The organism is Candidatus Zixiibacteriota bacterium (assembly GCA_040753875.1).
Lineage (GTDB): Bacteria > Zixibacteria > MSB-5A5 > GN15 > FEB-12 > DATKJY01.
In genome coordinates this window covers 169,990-185,429 of sequence record JBFMDV010000005.1, presented here as the reverse complement: position 1 = coordinate 185,429, position 15,440 = coordinate 169,990, and the positions used below count along the sequence as shown (strand labels likewise).

15 protein-coding genes are annotated in these 15,440 nt (G+C 57.3%); all 15 read left to right on the top strand.

The features are described from left to right. The first annotated feature begins 87 nt into the window (after positions 1 to 87). Positions 88 to 1,371 (top strand): DUF512 domain-containing protein, encoded by a 1,284-nt coding sequence (locus AB1644_02350; protein MEW6049889.1) that lies wholly within the window; start codon positions 88 to 90, stop codon positions 1,369 to 1,371. Continuing rightward, on the top strand, positions 1,368 to 2,681 hold the full coding sequence (der, locus tag AB1644_02345) for a ribosome biogenesis GTPase Der (GenBank protein ID MEW6049888.1): 1,314 nt from the start codon (positions 1,368 to 1,370) through the stop codon (positions 2,679 to 2,681). The genes AB1644_02350 and der overlap by 4 nt, the downstream gene beginning before the upstream one ends. Positions 2,682 to 2,807: 126 nt before the next feature. Then, positions 2,808 to 4,097 carry a SpoIIE family protein phosphatase gene (locus AB1644_02340; protein MEW6049887.1) on the top strand — a complete coding sequence of 430 codons (1,290 nt, stop codon included), beginning with the start codon at positions 2,808 to 2,810 and terminating at the stop codon, positions 4,095 to 4,097. Further along, positions 4,094 to 4,522 carry an ATP-binding protein gene (locus AB1644_02335; protein MEW6049886.1) on the top strand — a complete coding sequence of 143 codons (429 nt, stop codon included), beginning with the start codon at positions 4,094 to 4,096 and terminating at the stop codon, positions 4,520 to 4,522. The genes AB1644_02340 and AB1644_02335 overlap by 4 nt, the downstream gene beginning before the upstream one ends. Before the next feature lie 18 nt (positions 4,523 to 4,540). After that, positions 4,541 to 4,891 (top strand): STAS domain-containing protein, encoded by a 351-nt coding sequence (locus tag AB1644_02330; GenBank protein ID MEW6049885.1) that lies wholly within the window; start codon positions 4,541 to 4,543, stop codon positions 4,889 to 4,891. A gap of 31 nt (positions 4,892 to 4,922) precedes the next feature. Further along, on the top strand, positions 4,923 to 6,836 hold the full coding sequence (locus tag AB1644_02325) for a HEAT repeat domain-containing protein (protein ID MEW6049884.1): 1,914 nt from the start codon (positions 4,923 to 4,925) through the stop codon (positions 6,834 to 6,836). Continuing rightward, the gene (locus AB1644_02320) at positions 6,829 to 7,200 is read left to right on the top strand and encodes a response regulator (protein ID MEW6049883.1); all 372 of its coding nucleotides are present in this window, start codon (positions 6,829 to 6,831) and stop codon (positions 7,198 to 7,200) included. Before AB1644_02325 ends, AB1644_02320 begins: the two co-directional genes overlap by 8 nt. Positions 7,201 to 7,237: 37 nt before the next feature. Beyond that, a complete protein-coding gene (locus tag AB1644_02315; protein MEW6049882.1) occupies positions 7,238 to 8,248 on the top strand; it encodes a protein-glutamate O-methyltransferase CheR in 1,011 nt (336 codons plus the stop codon). Between the two features lie 31 nt (positions 8,249 to 8,279). Continuing rightward, on the top strand, positions 8,280 to 8,654 hold the full coding sequence (locus AB1644_02310) for a response regulator (protein ID MEW6049881.1): 375 nt from the start codon (positions 8,280 to 8,282) through the stop codon (positions 8,652 to 8,654). A gap of 27 nt (positions 8,655 to 8,681) precedes the next feature. Further along, positions 8,682 to 9,056 (top strand): response regulator, encoded by a 375-nt coding sequence (locus AB1644_02305; protein MEW6049880.1) that lies wholly within the window; start codon positions 8,682 to 8,684, stop codon positions 9,054 to 9,056. 18 nt (positions 9,057 to 9,074) lie between these two features. Beyond that, positions 9,075 to 9,677, top strand: a complete 603-nt coding sequence (locus AB1644_02300) for a protein phosphatase CheZ (GenBank protein MEW6049879.1) — start codon at positions 9,075 to 9,077, stop codon at positions 9,675 to 9,677. A 10-nt stretch (positions 9,678 to 9,687) separates the two neighbouring features. Continuing rightward, a complete protein-coding gene (locus tag AB1644_02295; protein MEW6049878.1) occupies positions 9,688 to 11,439 on the top strand; it encodes a chemotaxis protein CheA in 1,752 nt (583 codons plus the stop codon). Positions 11,440 to 11,451: 12 nt separating this feature from the next. Next, the gene (locus AB1644_02290) at positions 11,452 to 12,570 is read left to right on the top strand and encodes a chemotaxis response regulator protein-glutamate methylesterase (protein ID MEW6049877.1); all 1,119 of its coding nucleotides are present in this window, start codon (positions 11,452 to 11,454) and stop codon (positions 12,568 to 12,570) included. A gap of 67 nt (positions 12,571 to 12,637) precedes the next feature. Then, on the top strand, positions 12,638 to 13,984 hold the full coding sequence (locus tag AB1644_02285) for an ATP-binding protein (GenBank protein MEW6049876.1): 1,347 nt from the start codon (positions 12,638 to 12,640) through the stop codon (positions 13,982 to 13,984). Beyond that, on the top strand, positions 13,981 to 15,333 hold the full coding sequence (locus tag AB1644_02280; protein MEW6049875.1) for a sigma-54 dependent transcriptional regulator: 1,353 nt from the start codon (positions 13,981 to 13,983) through the stop codon (positions 15,331 to 15,333). Before AB1644_02285 ends, AB1644_02280 begins: the two co-directional genes overlap by 4 nt. Positions 15,334 to 15,440: the final 107 nt, after the last annotated feature.

The window sequence follows — 15,440 nt, the reverse complement described above, 5'->3', positions numbered from 1 at the left end:
ACCGTGTTTGTCTATATTCCCCAAGCAATTAGCGTGAAAGCGACGGGCCACAAGGCCCGTTTATTGTGTTGGCAGATATAGGACGTAATGAGAATTCTGGATGTATCGCCCGGGTCGCCGCTGTTTGGTTATGTGCGGCCGGGGTATTCGCTGGTCGCCGTGAACGGATCGAAGGTCGAAGATGTGATCGATTTCCGGTTTCGAATCGCCGAGGAGCGCGTGAATATCCTGTTTGCCGATGACGCCGGGCGGGAACTGGCGTTCCAGTTCGATGATGTCGGCGCGGGGGATCTGGGGTTGACACTTGATGACCACAAAGTCCGGACCTGTAAGAACGACTGTATCTTCTGTTTCATCCGCCAGCAGCCGCAGGGGATGCGGCGAGCTCTGTATATCAAGGACGAGGATTACCGGCTGTCGTTTACGCACGGTAACTTTGTTACTCTTTCGAATACCACCGACGAGGATATTGCGAGGATTATCGAGCAGCGGCTGTCGCCGATTTACATCTCAGTGCACGCCACCGATGACAAACTTCGGCGATGCATGTTGAAAAACGAGAAGCTGGCGCCGATTGTGCCGCGTATCAGGCAACTGGCCGAGGGGGGTATTACCGTGCACACGCAGGTGGTGCTGTGCCCCGGCATCAATGATGGGCCGCAACTTGAAAAAACGGTCAATGATCTGGTCGGGATATATCCGGGTGTCGAGACGCTTGCCGTGGTGCCGGTAGGGTTGACGAAATATCGCGACGACCTGCCGAATCTGCGGACATACACGCCGGAGGAGGCGGGTCCGATCATTGATTACATCGAGAGCCAGCAGAACGAGTATCTGCGAGAACACGGGACACGATTTGTCTGGGCGGCGGATGAGTTCTATGTTGCGGCGAGGCGGCCGTTTCCGCCCAGGCATACCTACGAAGAGATGAACCAGTTCGAAAACGGGATCGGGATGGCGCGTGAGTTTATCACGATGTTCAATCGGCGACGGAGCCGACTCCGCGCTATTCGCTCTAAGAAACGCGTTTTGTTTTTGACCGGATATTCGGCGCAACCGTTTTTGAATTCGGAGGTTCTGCCGTTCGTCACCCAAGAGTTGAAGCTGAAAGTCAGCGTTCAACCGGTCGTGAATCGATTCTGGGGGGAGAGCGTGACGGTGTCCGGGCTGTTGACCGGGCAGGACCTGCTTCGAGAAGCACGGAGCCGAATCGACGTATATGATACGATCGTGCTTCCACCCAATTGCCTGAATGCCGACGATCTCTTTCTCGATAATCTCTCGCTGGCGCAGTTCGAGCGCTCGCTCGGCAAGCCGGTACTGGTGGGCCAGTACAACCTGGCTGCCACGATCAAAGAAGCCTTTTCATGAGTCTCCCGGTAGTCGCGATTGTGGGGCGCCCCAACGTGGGGAAGTCCTCGCTTTTTAACCGGTTCCTTCGGAAGAAGTTGGCGGTGGTGGATGCGCAGGCCGGCATTACGCGGGACCGCAATTACGCCACGTGTGATTGGAACGGCGTTTCATTCCTGCTCGTGGACACCGGCGGCATGGTGCCGGGCACCAAAGACATGATGGAAAAACTGATTTTGGATCAGACCGATTTCGCCATCAACGAATCGGATTTGGTGCTGTTAATGGTGGATGCTCAGGTAGGAATCGACACCTCGGATCAGCAGATTGCACGCAGTTTGGTGAAAGCTAAGAAGACGTGTCTGTTGGTCGCCAACAAAGTTGACACTGAAGATTATTCTGCCGGCAGCTATGAGTTCGTGAAGCTCGGAATGGGGGAACCGTGGCAGGTATCCGCCTCTGAAGGACGCGGTATCGGCGACCTGATGGACGAATTAGTGGCCAGGCTGCCGGTACCCGAGGCGAAGTCGGAGGCCGAGATCGGTGTGATTCGGGTGGCAGTTGTGGGACGGCCGAATGTGGGGAAGTCCTCGTTCATCAACAAACTGCTCGGGCAGGAGCGACTGATCGTCTCGCCGATAGCGGGGACGACGCGGGATTCGGTCGATACGCCTATCGAAGTGGATGGGCAGAAGTTTGTGCTGATCGACACGGCAGGACTTCGCCGGCGGTACAAAGTGGCGGAGAGTATCGAGTTCTACACGACGCTTCGGACGGCGCGTGCTATCGAAAATTGCGATGTCGGAGTAGTGATTGTGGACGCTGCCGCGGGAATAACGACACAGGACCAGCGCATACTGGCCGAAGTGCTTGAGAATCGCCGAGCGGCGGTGGTGGCGGTCAACAAGTGGGACCTGATTGAAAAGGACGCCAAGACGGCCGACAAGTTCACAGCCGAGTTAAAAGAGATTCTGGCGCAGCATGAGTTCGTGCCGATCATGTACATTTCAGCGATTAGCGGTCAGCGTGTCGCTAAGGTACTCAGTCTGGTCAGAGAGGTTCACGCCGAGCATAATCGCCGAGTAGGAACGGCGGAGCTTAATGAGTTTTTGCAAAGGACGGTTGGTCGGCGCAAACCTCCGGCACGGCAGGGGAAGCATATTCAGTTCAAGTATCTGACACAGACCGACACGGCGCCGCCGACTTTCATGTTTTTCACCAATCACCCCAAGCTGGTCGATAAGACCTATATCCAGTATCTGACCAATCAGCTTCGAGAGCAGTTCGGTTTCGAGGGCGTGCCAATTCGCCTTCGGTTTCGCAGCAAGTGATCTCCAACTTACAAATCTCGCATCTTCGGATGATCGCTCAGTGAGGTTGTTGCCGGAATTTCTGAGTGCCCTATTGTCCTGTTCATCTATAAACCAATCTTCTCGACCTGCCGATACAGTTGGCATATGGCTACCGTGTACAACTGGGAATCACAGATCGAGCAACTGGAAGCCCGCCTTGGGGTTCAGAAGGCGCAGCTCTGCGACCTGACCACCATGGGGGCGGTCATTACATCGATACATGAGATCGACAAGGTCTTGTCGGTGGTTATGGACATGGCGATCCGCCTGGTTGACGGTGAGGTCGGGCTTATCATGATGGAAGAAGAGGGGGAACTGAAGCCCAAGATCTCGTGGGGAGTGAGCGAGACATTCGCCCGTTCGCTCAAGCACGGCGAGCAGATGGATCTGCCGAGCTTCTGTTTCAGCTCGGGCCAGGCGATCGTTCAGAACGATATCGGGCTTCGTACCGAAGGAATTGCGCTCAACTCACTGATAGCGCTGCCGATCCGGACCGCCGAGAAATGCTTTGGCGTCATGATCATCATAAACAAGGCGAACGGCGGCCCCTACAATTCGCAAGACCAGGAGATCCTGGAGATGCTCCTGAATTTCGTGGCCGTGGCGGTCGACAACGCCCTCCTGATGAAAGAGACTTTGAGGCGCCAGAAGGTCGAACAGGAGATGCAGATCGCCCGGCAGGTGCAAGAGACGATTCTCCCACAGAATCTTCAGGCAGTTGAAGGGGTGGAGATTGGAAGCGTGTACCACCCGGCCCGCGAAGTCGGTGGGGACTTCTATGATATCGCAAGATTGGATAACTCGTCGTTTGTCGTGTTGCTGGGCGATGTGTCCAACAAGGGGGTGCCGGCGGCGCTGGTGATGTCGGCGGCGTCTGGCATCATCCGGTCGCTGCTGTGCACCAATCCTGCCATAACCATGGCGGAACTGGCGGGGGCGCTCAACGATCTCCTGGCCAGCAGCATTGTCAAGGACCGCGAGATGTATGTCACGCTGTTTCTGGCCAGGGTCGATGTTGCCGCCCGGACGCTGAGCTACTGTAATGCCGGGCACCTGCCAGGCCTGTTTTGGGACAGTACCGCCAGGCAAGTGCGCAATCTTGCGGCAGGCGGACCGATTGTCGGGCAGTTCCCGGGCTGTGCTTTTATACAAGAGGAGTGTCAGTTGAGGACCGGCGACAGGCTATTTCTTTTCACAGACGGTTTGACAGAGGCAGCAGACATCTATGGCCAGTTGTTCGGCCGGGAGCGGGCCGAACAGGCCTTTGTAGCCGGACTGGAGCTGGCGCCGTCGGCCTTCTGTCAGAAGATGAAAGAGACGGTGGACGCGTTCTCCAAAGGCGCGCCGGATGACACTCACGATGATTTCACGGTGCTGCAGGTGTGGGTGAAATGACGACGCAGCGATATCAATTCAGCTATCCGTCGATAAGCGAATCGGAAGGCCGGTTTCTGGATGATGTTGAGAGGGTTTTGAGGAAATACCACGTCGAGGCAACACCGGCTCAGCGGCTCATGCTGGCCATGTCCGAGGCGTTTACCAATGCACTGGTACACGCCAACCGGCGACAACCGGATAAGAGAATCCTCGTGGACATCGCGGTAAACGAAACGGAGATAAGTGCCGATATAACGGACGAAGGGGTTGGAGGAGTGAAGGCGATTGAGCGAAAGAGCCCGCCCGGCCTGCTGGCGGAAGGGGGCCGCGGGATAGATCTGATTCGGCACTGTTCGAGCGAGGTCTCGTTTCGGGAAAACGCCGGCGGCGGTCTGACGGTCACTATCAGGGTGAAACGCGAGAAGAACACGGTTGCTTTATAAGTGCAAGCGGAGGACGCTATGGAGATTTCAACGCGGCAGCAGGGACCGGTGACGGTACTGCAGCTCAACGGCAGGCTGGATCTGGCCAGCGGCACGATCCTGAAGGAACAGGTGAAGAAGCTGCTGGGGAAGAACACCACCTGCGTACACCTGAACCTCACCGGAGTCGATTTCATCAACAGCTCCGGACTGGGGGCGCTGGTGTCGATCATGAAAGAAGTCAGGATGTTCAAAGGGCGCCTGACGTTGTCCAACCTGGCTAACTACGTGCAGGAGATCTTCGATATCACGCAGTTGTCGCACATTTTCGAGATCTTCTCCTCTGAAGAGGAAGCGCTTTCGTCGTATCAGCCGGTCACTACGCTCTGAGAGAGAGGTGTCATTGGCGGGGGTGGAAGGAATGCGGGATACGTCTACACGGGTTGTTGAGCTGCTGGCAGGATTGCAGTCTCCCGAGTTCACGACGCGTGAACTGGCGGTGCGGGAACTGGCGACCTACGCCCAGGATGAAGCGCTGGCCGGTCTGGTACTGGCGCTGGAGGACCCAGACCTGGGTATACGCGAACTGGCGGCCGACTCGCTCGTGCGCGCCAACCGTCCCACCGTCTCGCACCTCCTGATTCGATTTCTGGAGCATCAGGATATCGGCACCCGCAACCTGGCCTCCGAGATTCTCGTGCGAATTGGTCGTGAGGCGGTACCGGCGCTGCTGGCCAACATTACTGTCGATGACCACGATGTCCGCAAGTTCGTGGTTGATGTCCTCGGTTTGATCGGTGACCCGCAGGCGGTCGAAGCGCTCTGCGACCGGCTTGGCGACGCCAACAGCAATGTGGCGTGTTCCGCCGCGGAGGCGCTGGGAGAGATCCGAGACAACAGGGCTGTTCCTCACCTCATGGCCGCTTTTGAAACGCGGGAGGAGATCCGCCTGTCGGTTGTCGAGGCGCTCGGTAAGATCGGTACATCAGAAACGCTGCATCAGTTGTATGCCGGGCTTGTTGCCGACGACCCGGTGTTGTTGTTCGCCGTCATAGACGCAATAGGGCAGATCGGTCTCGCCGACTCGGTCCCTCACCTCCTGCCATTTCTGGACCACAAAGACCAGTCGATCGCTGAGGCGGCGCTGGCTGCGGTGGTGAGAATTCACGCACGCAATCGCGGGGCTGTCGAGTGTGATATTCCGCTCGAACGGTTTCTGGCAGCGGTTCTTGAAGGCATGCGAAACGGCGACCAGGCGATGATCGACTTCGCGCTGATGAGGCCCTCGTGGTGGCTTTCGGCCGCCTCTTTAGCCGGTCTGGTCGACGCCATTCCATTCTTGCCTGAAGAGAATCACCACCGCCTGTCGGAACTGCTGTCCGGTCTCGGTCAGCCTGCCATAGAAGTGTTTTTTGACCGCCTCCGCGGTGCTGCGCCGGAAGCCAAGATCGTTCTTCTCGATATCGTCAAGGAGATTGTCGACGATTCGGTAGCCGCCATGCTCGTTCCTGTCGCCGATGACACCGATCCGGGTGTTCGGCGCAAGGTAGCGCAGGTGCTGGGGATCAGCGGCTTCAACGGAGCCGTGACCACGCTCAAACGTCTGGCGATGGATGCCAACGGTCATGTCCGCTCGGCTGCCTTTTTCTCGCTCGGCTGGTTATGCTCCGAGCAGGATGTCGATTTCATTTTTTCCGGACTCGATGACGTGTATCGCGACGTGCGCGAGGCCGCCCTCGGCGCGCTGATCGTTATTGGCGGGCCACGGGTGGTCGCCAAGTTCACGGCCGACCTCTACCACGAAAACGCCGAGCGACAACGTCTGGCGGTCTCGGCCCTCGGTATGATAGGGGAGGCGGACGTGGTGGACCCGCTCATCAAAGCGATCAATCACCCCGAAGCGACAGTGCGCCAGAGCGCGATCAACGCGCTGGCGCGGCTGGGACCGGTGTGCGATCCGGAGCCTATACGGGTGGCGCTCAACGACGAGAACAGCAGTGTGCGCAAAGCGGCCATTTCGGCGCTCGTGGCGCTCTGTGGCCGGGTGGCAGTTCGCGATATCAAATGCCTGCTGGACGACGAAGATGTCTGGGTGCGCTACCACGCCATCAACGCACTGGCGGAATTGCGGGACCCCTCACTCGCGGCGCTGGTGCTGCCGTACCTGACCGATTCGCAGGATATTGTCAAGATCGCCGTCATCAAGGGACTGGCCCAGATGCGGGCGATCGACGCATTGCCGGCTCTCCATTCATTGAGGAGCGACACCAACAAAGATGTGGAGACTGCCATCGGCATGGCAGTGTCGACGCTTGAAGGAGCCGACCATGTCTAAACCGTCAATCCTGGTTGTCGATGACGAACTGCTCATCCGCGATCTCCTCTATGATTTCTTTTCAGGACAGGGGTGGCAGATCGCCGTTGCCGAAAACGGCGAAAAGGCGTTGGAGATCCTCCATGACCGTTCGGTGGACCTGGTCCTAAGTGATATCAAAATGCCGCAGATGGATGGTCTGGCCCTGACGGCCGAATTGAAACAAGAGTATCCGAGTATCCCTGTCATTCTGATGACCGGATTTCCGTCAGTTGACAGCGCGGTCTCTGCGTTGCGGAGCCGGGTAGTGGATTATATCATCAAGCCGTTCAACATTAACCAACTGTACAAACTTGCCGAGGCGACCGTCAAACGTCAGCAGTGATCTCTCAGTCTGAACGTTCAGGCACGAAGGAACCAGTATGCAGGGCCAATTGGACGGCGACATCGAAATGACGGCTGAGGAGTTTGGGTTGATCCGGGATTTCATCCATGAACGGAGCGGCATCTTTTTCCCTGAGAATAAAATGTATCTGGTCAAGAACAGACTGGCCAGGCGGATGGAGGATCTTCAGATCAAGACCGTCCGCGACTATTTCTACCACGTGAAGTACGACCTCTCTCTGAAAGAGTTCCACCGCCTGATGGACCTGGTGACTACCAATGAAACGAGTTTCTTTCGCAACGAACCGCAGTTGCAGTGCTTCTCGGATGAGGCTCTCCCGTTGGTGATCAATGAGCAGTCAACCCGCAAGGGGAACAGGACGCTTCGCATCTGGTCGGCCGGGTGTTCGACCGGAGAGGAACCGTATACCCTGGCCATCATCATTCTCGAGCGGTTGCGGAATGCGGCAGGCTGGAACATTGAGATCGTCGCCAACGACATTTCCGAACAGGTGCTCCAGAAAGCGCGTTTGGGGGAGTATTCAGGCATAACCATGAGAGGCGTCCGACCGGACCTGCTTGCCCGATACTTCTCGCGATCCGGTGACAGCTATCGAGTGAATCCGGAAGTCAAAGCGCTGGTGAAGTTTTCACATATGAATCTGAATGACTCGCGCAAGCTGGCCATGGTGAGCGGCATGGACATGGTGTTCTGCCGCAATGTCATGATCTACTTCTCCGACGACGTGAAGCGGCAGATCGTGCGCGGGTTCTACAATGCGCTGCGACCGGGCGGCTATCTGTTCATCGGACATTCCGAGACGTTGCACGGCATCAGCAAGGCGTTCAAGCTCGTGTACTTCAAGAACGCCCTGGTGTACCAGAAAGAAGCTGCGGCCGTAACCACCGCCGAACCGGCCCGTCAGGCGCCATGCACCGTTCGGACGGCGGCATCTCCACTGGCGGCTAGGAGCACGAGCGCGGCCGACGGCGCTACCCGGGCGATGGAACTGTTGAGCAAAATCAAACCGGTGACAGTGAGGAAGTAACGGGGAACCGTCACCAGACGGGACAGGTCGTATGAGCCAGAAAATACTGATTGTCGACGATTCACCGACCATCGTCAAGTTCGTTTCGTTCTCGCTCAAGAACAGCGGCTTCGAAGTCGTGACGGCATCGGATGGTATGGATGCGATTGAGAAGATCTCGCGTCTGTCGTCCCCAGTGGATCTGGTAATAACGGATCTGAACATGCCAAATCTGGATGGTTATTCGTTGATCGATACGCTGCGCAAGAATGAAACGTATCGCGATACGCCGATCATCATCCTCTCTTCCGAAGAGGGGGAGGACGATCGCGAACGCGGGCTGGCCGTGGGAGCCAGCTCCTATCTGGTCAAGCCGTTCAAATCATCGCGGCTTCTCGATGAGATAGCCAGGCAGTTACACCAATAGAGCAGGACACCATCGACAGGAGGATATATGGCGGATCTCAAAATACTGGCGGTTGACGACAGCCCCACCATGCGGCGGATCATTATCAATACGCTCAAACGGGCCGGTTTCGAGAACGTGGTCGAGGCCACCGACGGGAAGGACGCGCTGGGTAAACTGAAAGAGGAGAAGGTGAATTTCGTAATCACCGACTGGAACATGCCGGAGATGGACGGCCTGGCGTTCGTCACCACGTTGCGGTCGATGGACGAATACAAGGCGCTCCCGGTCTTGATGGTGACGACGCGGTCGGTCAAAGAGGATATCATTGAGGCGATGAAGGCGGGTGTGAACAACTATATCGTGAAGCCGTTCACGCCGGAGACATTGAAGGCGAAGATCGACCAGGTGCTGGCCGGCTGATGCACATGGGAGGCAGGAATGACTGACACGCAAGACATCTACGGCCGGCTGCAAAGCGAGCTGAGTTCGATCGCCTTGTCGGTGAGCGGACTCCTTGAAGCTGTGCGACAGATCCGCGAGCCGCTGGTTGAATCGCAGCAGAAGGTGCCGCAGGCCACCAACCAGCTCGACAAAATATCGGCGCAGACAGAGGCGGCGGCGCACCGGATGCTCGACGTGGTCGAACATATCACGCAGCGGGAAGAAGACGTGATCACCGGTCTGGCGCAGTTGATCGCCATGATCGATGCACGGCAGCAGGCCGATGTCGCCATGCTGATCACCGCGATCCGACAAAAAGCTGAGTCGAATCTGAACGACGCCTATGCGATCATGGAGGCACTCCAGTTTCAGGACATCACCTCGCAGCAAATGAACCACGCGGCCTCGTTACTTGAAGACATCGAGGACCGTCTGCAGAATATACTCGGCGGATTCGGTCCGGGCGGGTCATCAGCGTCCGGCGAGGATCCAGCGAGGACTCGTCCGACGCGGGCATTCGACCCGCACGCCGACTTGGCCAACAAACAGGCCCGGCAGACCGATATCGATTCGATGTTTGCCAAAGCGAAGTCGCGGTAAGGGGGACAGCATGTCCAACGAGACGGAACTCCAACTGGACGAAATGAAGGAAATCATCGACGATTTCCTGGTCGAGACCGATGAACTCCTGCATTCACTGGATACCAACCTGGTGAAACTGGAGACGATGCCGTCGGACTTAAATCTGTTGAACGAAATTTTCCGCGCCGCGCACACGATCAAAGGGACCTCGAGTTTCCTTGGCTTCGATCAGGTCACCGAGTTGACCCACAAAATGGAAGACGTCCTGAATAAGCTGCGTAAAGCTGAACTGGCGGTGACGCCTGAGATAATGGACGTCCTGCTGGCGTCGCTCGACCTGCTCATGACGTTGATCGAGAATGTCAGAGCTCGCAATACGGAGCGGCTCGATCTCACTCAGATCGTAGCAAATCTGGTGGCGATACAGACTGGCGGGTCCGCTCCGGTGTTGCCGGAGGCTTCCCCGGTCGTTGAAGTCGCTGCGATCAAAGCGTCACCTGCAGAGGACGTAGCGACTCCGGCACCGGCGGCAGAGCCGTTGGCGGTGGCCGCCCAGCCCAAGCCAGGAGTCGACAAGAAGGTTTCCGCGGACCAGACCATCCGCGTGGATGTGAATCGACTTGATTCGCTCATGAACCTGATGGGTGAACTGGTGCTCGGCCGGAACAGCCTCATGCAGACGATCTCGCGTATCACCTCGGCGTTCGAAGGCAACGCGCAGGTGCAACAGCTCAATCAGGCGGCGGCCTCCGTGAACTACATCACGACCGAGTTACAAATGGCGGTAATGAAGATGCGCATGCAGCCGGTCGGAAAAGTGTTCAGCAAGTTTCCGCGCCTGGTTCGCGATCTCAGTCGCGACAGCCACAAACAGATCGAACTAATCATGTCGGGAGAGGACACCGAACTCGATAAGTCGGTTATCGAAGAGATCGGGGATCCGCTGGTGCATATCATACGGAACTCCTGCGATCACGGTATCGAATCACCTGAGGACCGGATAGCCAAAGGGAAGCCCGCAAAAGGAACGATCACTATGCAAGCGAGCCAGGAGGGCTCGAATATCGTGCTGCGTATACAGGATGACGGGAAGGGGCTCGATGTCGCTGCCATCCGGAACAAGGCGGTGGAACGGGGAATGGCCGGGCGAGCCGAAGTTGACCGCATGTCGGAAAAGGAACTGTTCCGGTTCATCTTCGAGCCGGGTTTTTCCACGGCCAAGGTGGTGTCCGGTGTGTCCGGCCGCGGCGTGGGGATGGATGTCGTCCGAACCAATATCGAGAAGCTAAGCGGATTGATCGAACTGGAGTCGGCCCGCGATCGGGGAACGACCTTGACAATCAAACTTCCGCTGACGCTGGCCATTATCCAGGGACTGCTTATCGAATCCGACGGCGAGATGTTTGTCCTGCCGTTGTCGTCGGTGTTCGAAACCGTGAAAGCGAACCAGGCGGACATTTCCTTCGTCAATGGCCGCCCCGTTCTGCGGCTCCGCGACGAGGTCATCCCGGTGATCAATGTCGGTGATGTGTTGCGACGAAACCGCCGCGGTCTGTCCCTGGCGGAAAAGCCGTATGTGGTGGTGGTCGGGCTGGCCGACAAGAAGTTGGGCATCAATATCGATCGGTTCCTGGGCCAGGAAGAAGTGGTCATTAAGTCACTGGGCCAGTATTTCGGTGCCACCGAAGGAATTGCCGGTGCCACCATACTTGGGGATGGACGGATTAGGTTGATAGTCGACCTGTTGGGTTTGTTCAATATCGCACATCGACTGGCGTAGGATGATGGTTCGATGAGCAGCGTGCCGGAGAAGACAATAAACGTTGTGGTGGTGGATGATTCCGCCTTTATGCGTAAGGCCCTCACGCTTATGCTCGAGTCGGACCTTACGATCAAAGTTGTCGGGACCGCGCGGGACGGCGAGGAGGCGATCGAGAAGGTCCGTCTGCTCAAGCCGGATTTGGTCACCATGGATATCGAAATGCCGCGGATGGACGGCCTGACTGCATTGCGTCAGATCATGGCCACCGATCCGGTGCCGGTCATGATGGTGTCATCGCTGACGACCGAAGGGGCGCATGCCACGTTTGAGGCGCTTGACCTGGGAGCTGTTGATTTCATTCCCAAGCAGATGTCATTCGTGAGTTTGGACATTGTGAAGATCAAAGGAGAATTGCTGGCCAAGATCAAGGATATCGCCAGGCGCAAGCACCTGCTCATGGCTCGTCACCGGCAGCGACAATTGGGCGGGACTGGTGCCAGGGGCAAGCTCGGTGTTGGCAACCTGGCTGTGGCCACAACCGCAACACCTGCTTCGATACGGACAACCCGTCGGCGAAACCACCCGATCGGCATCGTTGCGATCGGCTCCTCGACCGGCGGACCGCCCGCGCTTCAGGGCATCATTCCGAAATTGCCGCGCAACCTCCCGGTGGGTATTGTCATCGCCCAACACATACCGCCCATGTTTACCAAGTCACTGGCGGAGCGGTTGGATGGCCTTTCGCAGGTGGCCGTGCGTGAAGCGGTCGACGGCGAATCAGTCCAGCCGGGAGTCGTGCTGCTGGCGCCCGGCGGGCGCCAGATAACCGTGCGAAAACGGGGAGGCTCGGCCACCGTGATTGTTTCCGACCAGCCTGCCAACACCCTCTACCGGCCGTGCGTTGACGTCATGATGAACTCAGTCGCCGAAAGCTATACCTCCACAGCAATGGGGATTATCCTGACCGGCATGGGGAACAACGGGGTGGTCGGTTTGACCAATCTCAAGCAGAAGGGGGGCGTAGTGATCGCCCAAAACGAAGCCACCTGCGTGGTGTATGGGATGCCGAGAGCCGTCATCGAAGCCGGCATCGCCGACCATATCGTGCCCATAGAGGATATTGCCGCCGAACTAGCCAGCTACTTCTGATCAAAGTTTTTGTTGAATAGACGCCAAATCTGGCCTACTCTCGCTGCAATGGAGGACCATTGTTCCCATGGATGAGCAGCAGGCAGAGTTTACCCCGACAGCCATAGACGCAGAACCGAATGTGGCGCAGTTTGCCGAGTCGTATGCCTCATTCAACCGGATAATCAACGGCCTGCAGCGGCAATATCTCGAGCTGAAGGAAGAGTTCACCGCGCAGAATGACCGTCTGGCGGAGACTAACCGCAAACTGGTCGAAATGACGCAAAAGAACCTCGCGGCCACGGAGTTTCTCAACGGCATTCTCAACTCGCTGGGAGTCGGCGTGATCGCGGTGGACCAGAGCGGCCGGATCACGCATTTCAACCCGGCGGCATCCCTGTTATTCGGACTGCCGCTTGAGGAGCCGTTGGGGAGGCCATATAGAGATATCATCACTCCCGGTACCCCTATCGACGCCAACTGTCTGAGAGCGGCGGAGACCGGGCGCGCGGTCGATTCGGTCGAACGAGTTATCAATCTGGCCGATGGCGCGCGGCTGCACCTCTCGGCTTCGACGGCGCTGTTGCGGGATAACGAGGGCCGTCCGGCGGGAGCGGTTGAGGTGCTCCATGATCTGACCAAGCTCAAGCGGATGGAACATGAACTGGCGCGGCTGAACACGCTGGCGGCGCTGGGTGAAATGGCGGCGACTATCGCCCATGAGGTCCGCAACCCGCTGGCGGGGATAGGTGGTTTTGCGGCCTTGTTGCTTCGAGACCTTCCCGATGATGATGCTCGCCGCGCGCTGGTCGAGAAGATCATGCACGGGGTAGAGAGTCTCAACAAAACAGTCACCACGCTTCTCAATTATTCCCGGTTTGACGAGGTCAACAAGGAAGAAACAAATATCGAAGAGTTCCTTCATCGGACTATCGAGCAGTTCAGGCGCGACAACGCCGAACGAGCAGCCCCGCTCAGTATCGTGGTGCGCGGTTCGGTCGGATCGGATGGTGCATCATCAACGGTGTGGATCGATCCCATGTTGATGCGGCAACTTCTGTTCAACCTGTTCCAGAACGCGCTTGAGGCGTGCGGCGAGAGCGGCCGGGTCGAAATCGGGTGCGAGCGGCTGAGCAGGCAGCGCGCGACACATCTGTACGGTGAGCGACTTCTGCTCGGGCTTGATGACACCGTTTTGGAAACTACCGTTGCGGATAGCGGACCCGGAATTGCGCCGGAGCATATTGACCGGATATTCGCGCCGTTCTTCACCACCAAACTTGATGGAAACGGCCTGGGACTCGCGGTGGCTTGGAAGATCATAAAGGCACATGGCGGTGACCTCGTGGCGGACAACCGACCCGAAGGGGGCGCGCGATTCCGCATTTTGCTGCCGGTCAAAATGGATCATGTGAACAGGGAGCAGGGACTATGAAGTATTCCGTGTTGGTCGTCGACGACGACAGACTGGTGAACGATTACCTCACCGAGACTCTGGCTCGCGCCGGGTACGACTGTGTGTCGGTACTCTCCGGTGAGGAGGCGTTGGTGAAATTCAAAGCCCGCTCTTTCGATATCGTGCTGACTGATTTGAAAATGAAGGAGATCGACGGACTGGCGCTTCTGGATCATCTCAAACGGTTGAATCCGGAAGTAGTGGTCGTGATCATGACGGCATACGGCACGGTGGAGACGGCGGTGAAGGCGATCAAACGGGGCGCCTACGATTTTCTCCTGAAGCCGGTCTCGCCGGATGCTGTCGAGCATATCATGTCCCGCATCGCCGAGTTGATCCACCTTAAGACTGAGAACAGCCTGCTTCGCAGAGATCTGGCCGACCGGTTTCAGAATATCATCGGCAAATCCAAGATCATGAAGGAGATATTCGACCTCATCCAGTCGGTGGCCGATGCCCGCTCCACCGTGATGATCACCGGGGCGTCCGGTACCGGCAAGGAGCTGGTCGCACGGGCGATCCATTATGCATCCAACCGTCGTGAGGGCCCATTCGTGAAGCTGAACTGTGCCGCATTGCCGGAATCATTGGTCGAGGCGGAGCTGTTCGGCTATGAGAAGGGGGCATTCACCGACGCTAAAAAAACTAATCGGGGCCGGTTCGAACTGGCCGATGGCGGTACGCTGCTTCTGGATGAAATCTCCGAGATGCCGCTCAATCTGCAATCGAAGCTGCTTCGGGTCATCCAGGAACGGGAGTTTGAACGCGTCGGTTCCAGCACCACTATTTCTGTCGATGTACGCATCATTGCGACCTCAAACAGGAACCTGAAGGAGTTCATCTCAGCCGGGCTGTTTCGGGAAGATCTGTTTTATCGGTTGAATGTCATTCCCATTTATTTGCCGCGACTGAACGATCGAAAGGAAGACATTGCACCGCTGGTGAACCACTTCGTCGAGCGGTACAATCGCGAGAACCACAAGCAGGTCAAAGGGCTGAACGATGCCGCGCTGCGGCTGTTCGTGAAATATCACTGGCCGGGTAACGTTCGAGAGCTGGAGAATCTCATCGAGCGTGCCGTGGTTACTTCGCGCGCCGAACTCCTGACCGAAGATGATTTTCCCGTCGAGCTGGCGCTCGGACAGATGCCCGATGACATGCCGATGTTGAAGATTCCGATGAAGCTCGAAGAGGGGAGCAAATATCTGATTCTCAAGACCTTGGAGAAGTTCAACGGCAACAAGACCAGGGCCGCCGAGGCGCTCGGTATCACCACCCGCACCATCCGCAACAAACTGGCCGAATACGAAGACGAGAAAGCCACGTAGGCCGCCTTCCACCTGGACCCGCTGGAGATCACACATCACCCGGCTTTATAAACCGGATTTCCTGCCGATATTATGCCAGACGGGGTAAAGCCCCGTTGTGCGCACAA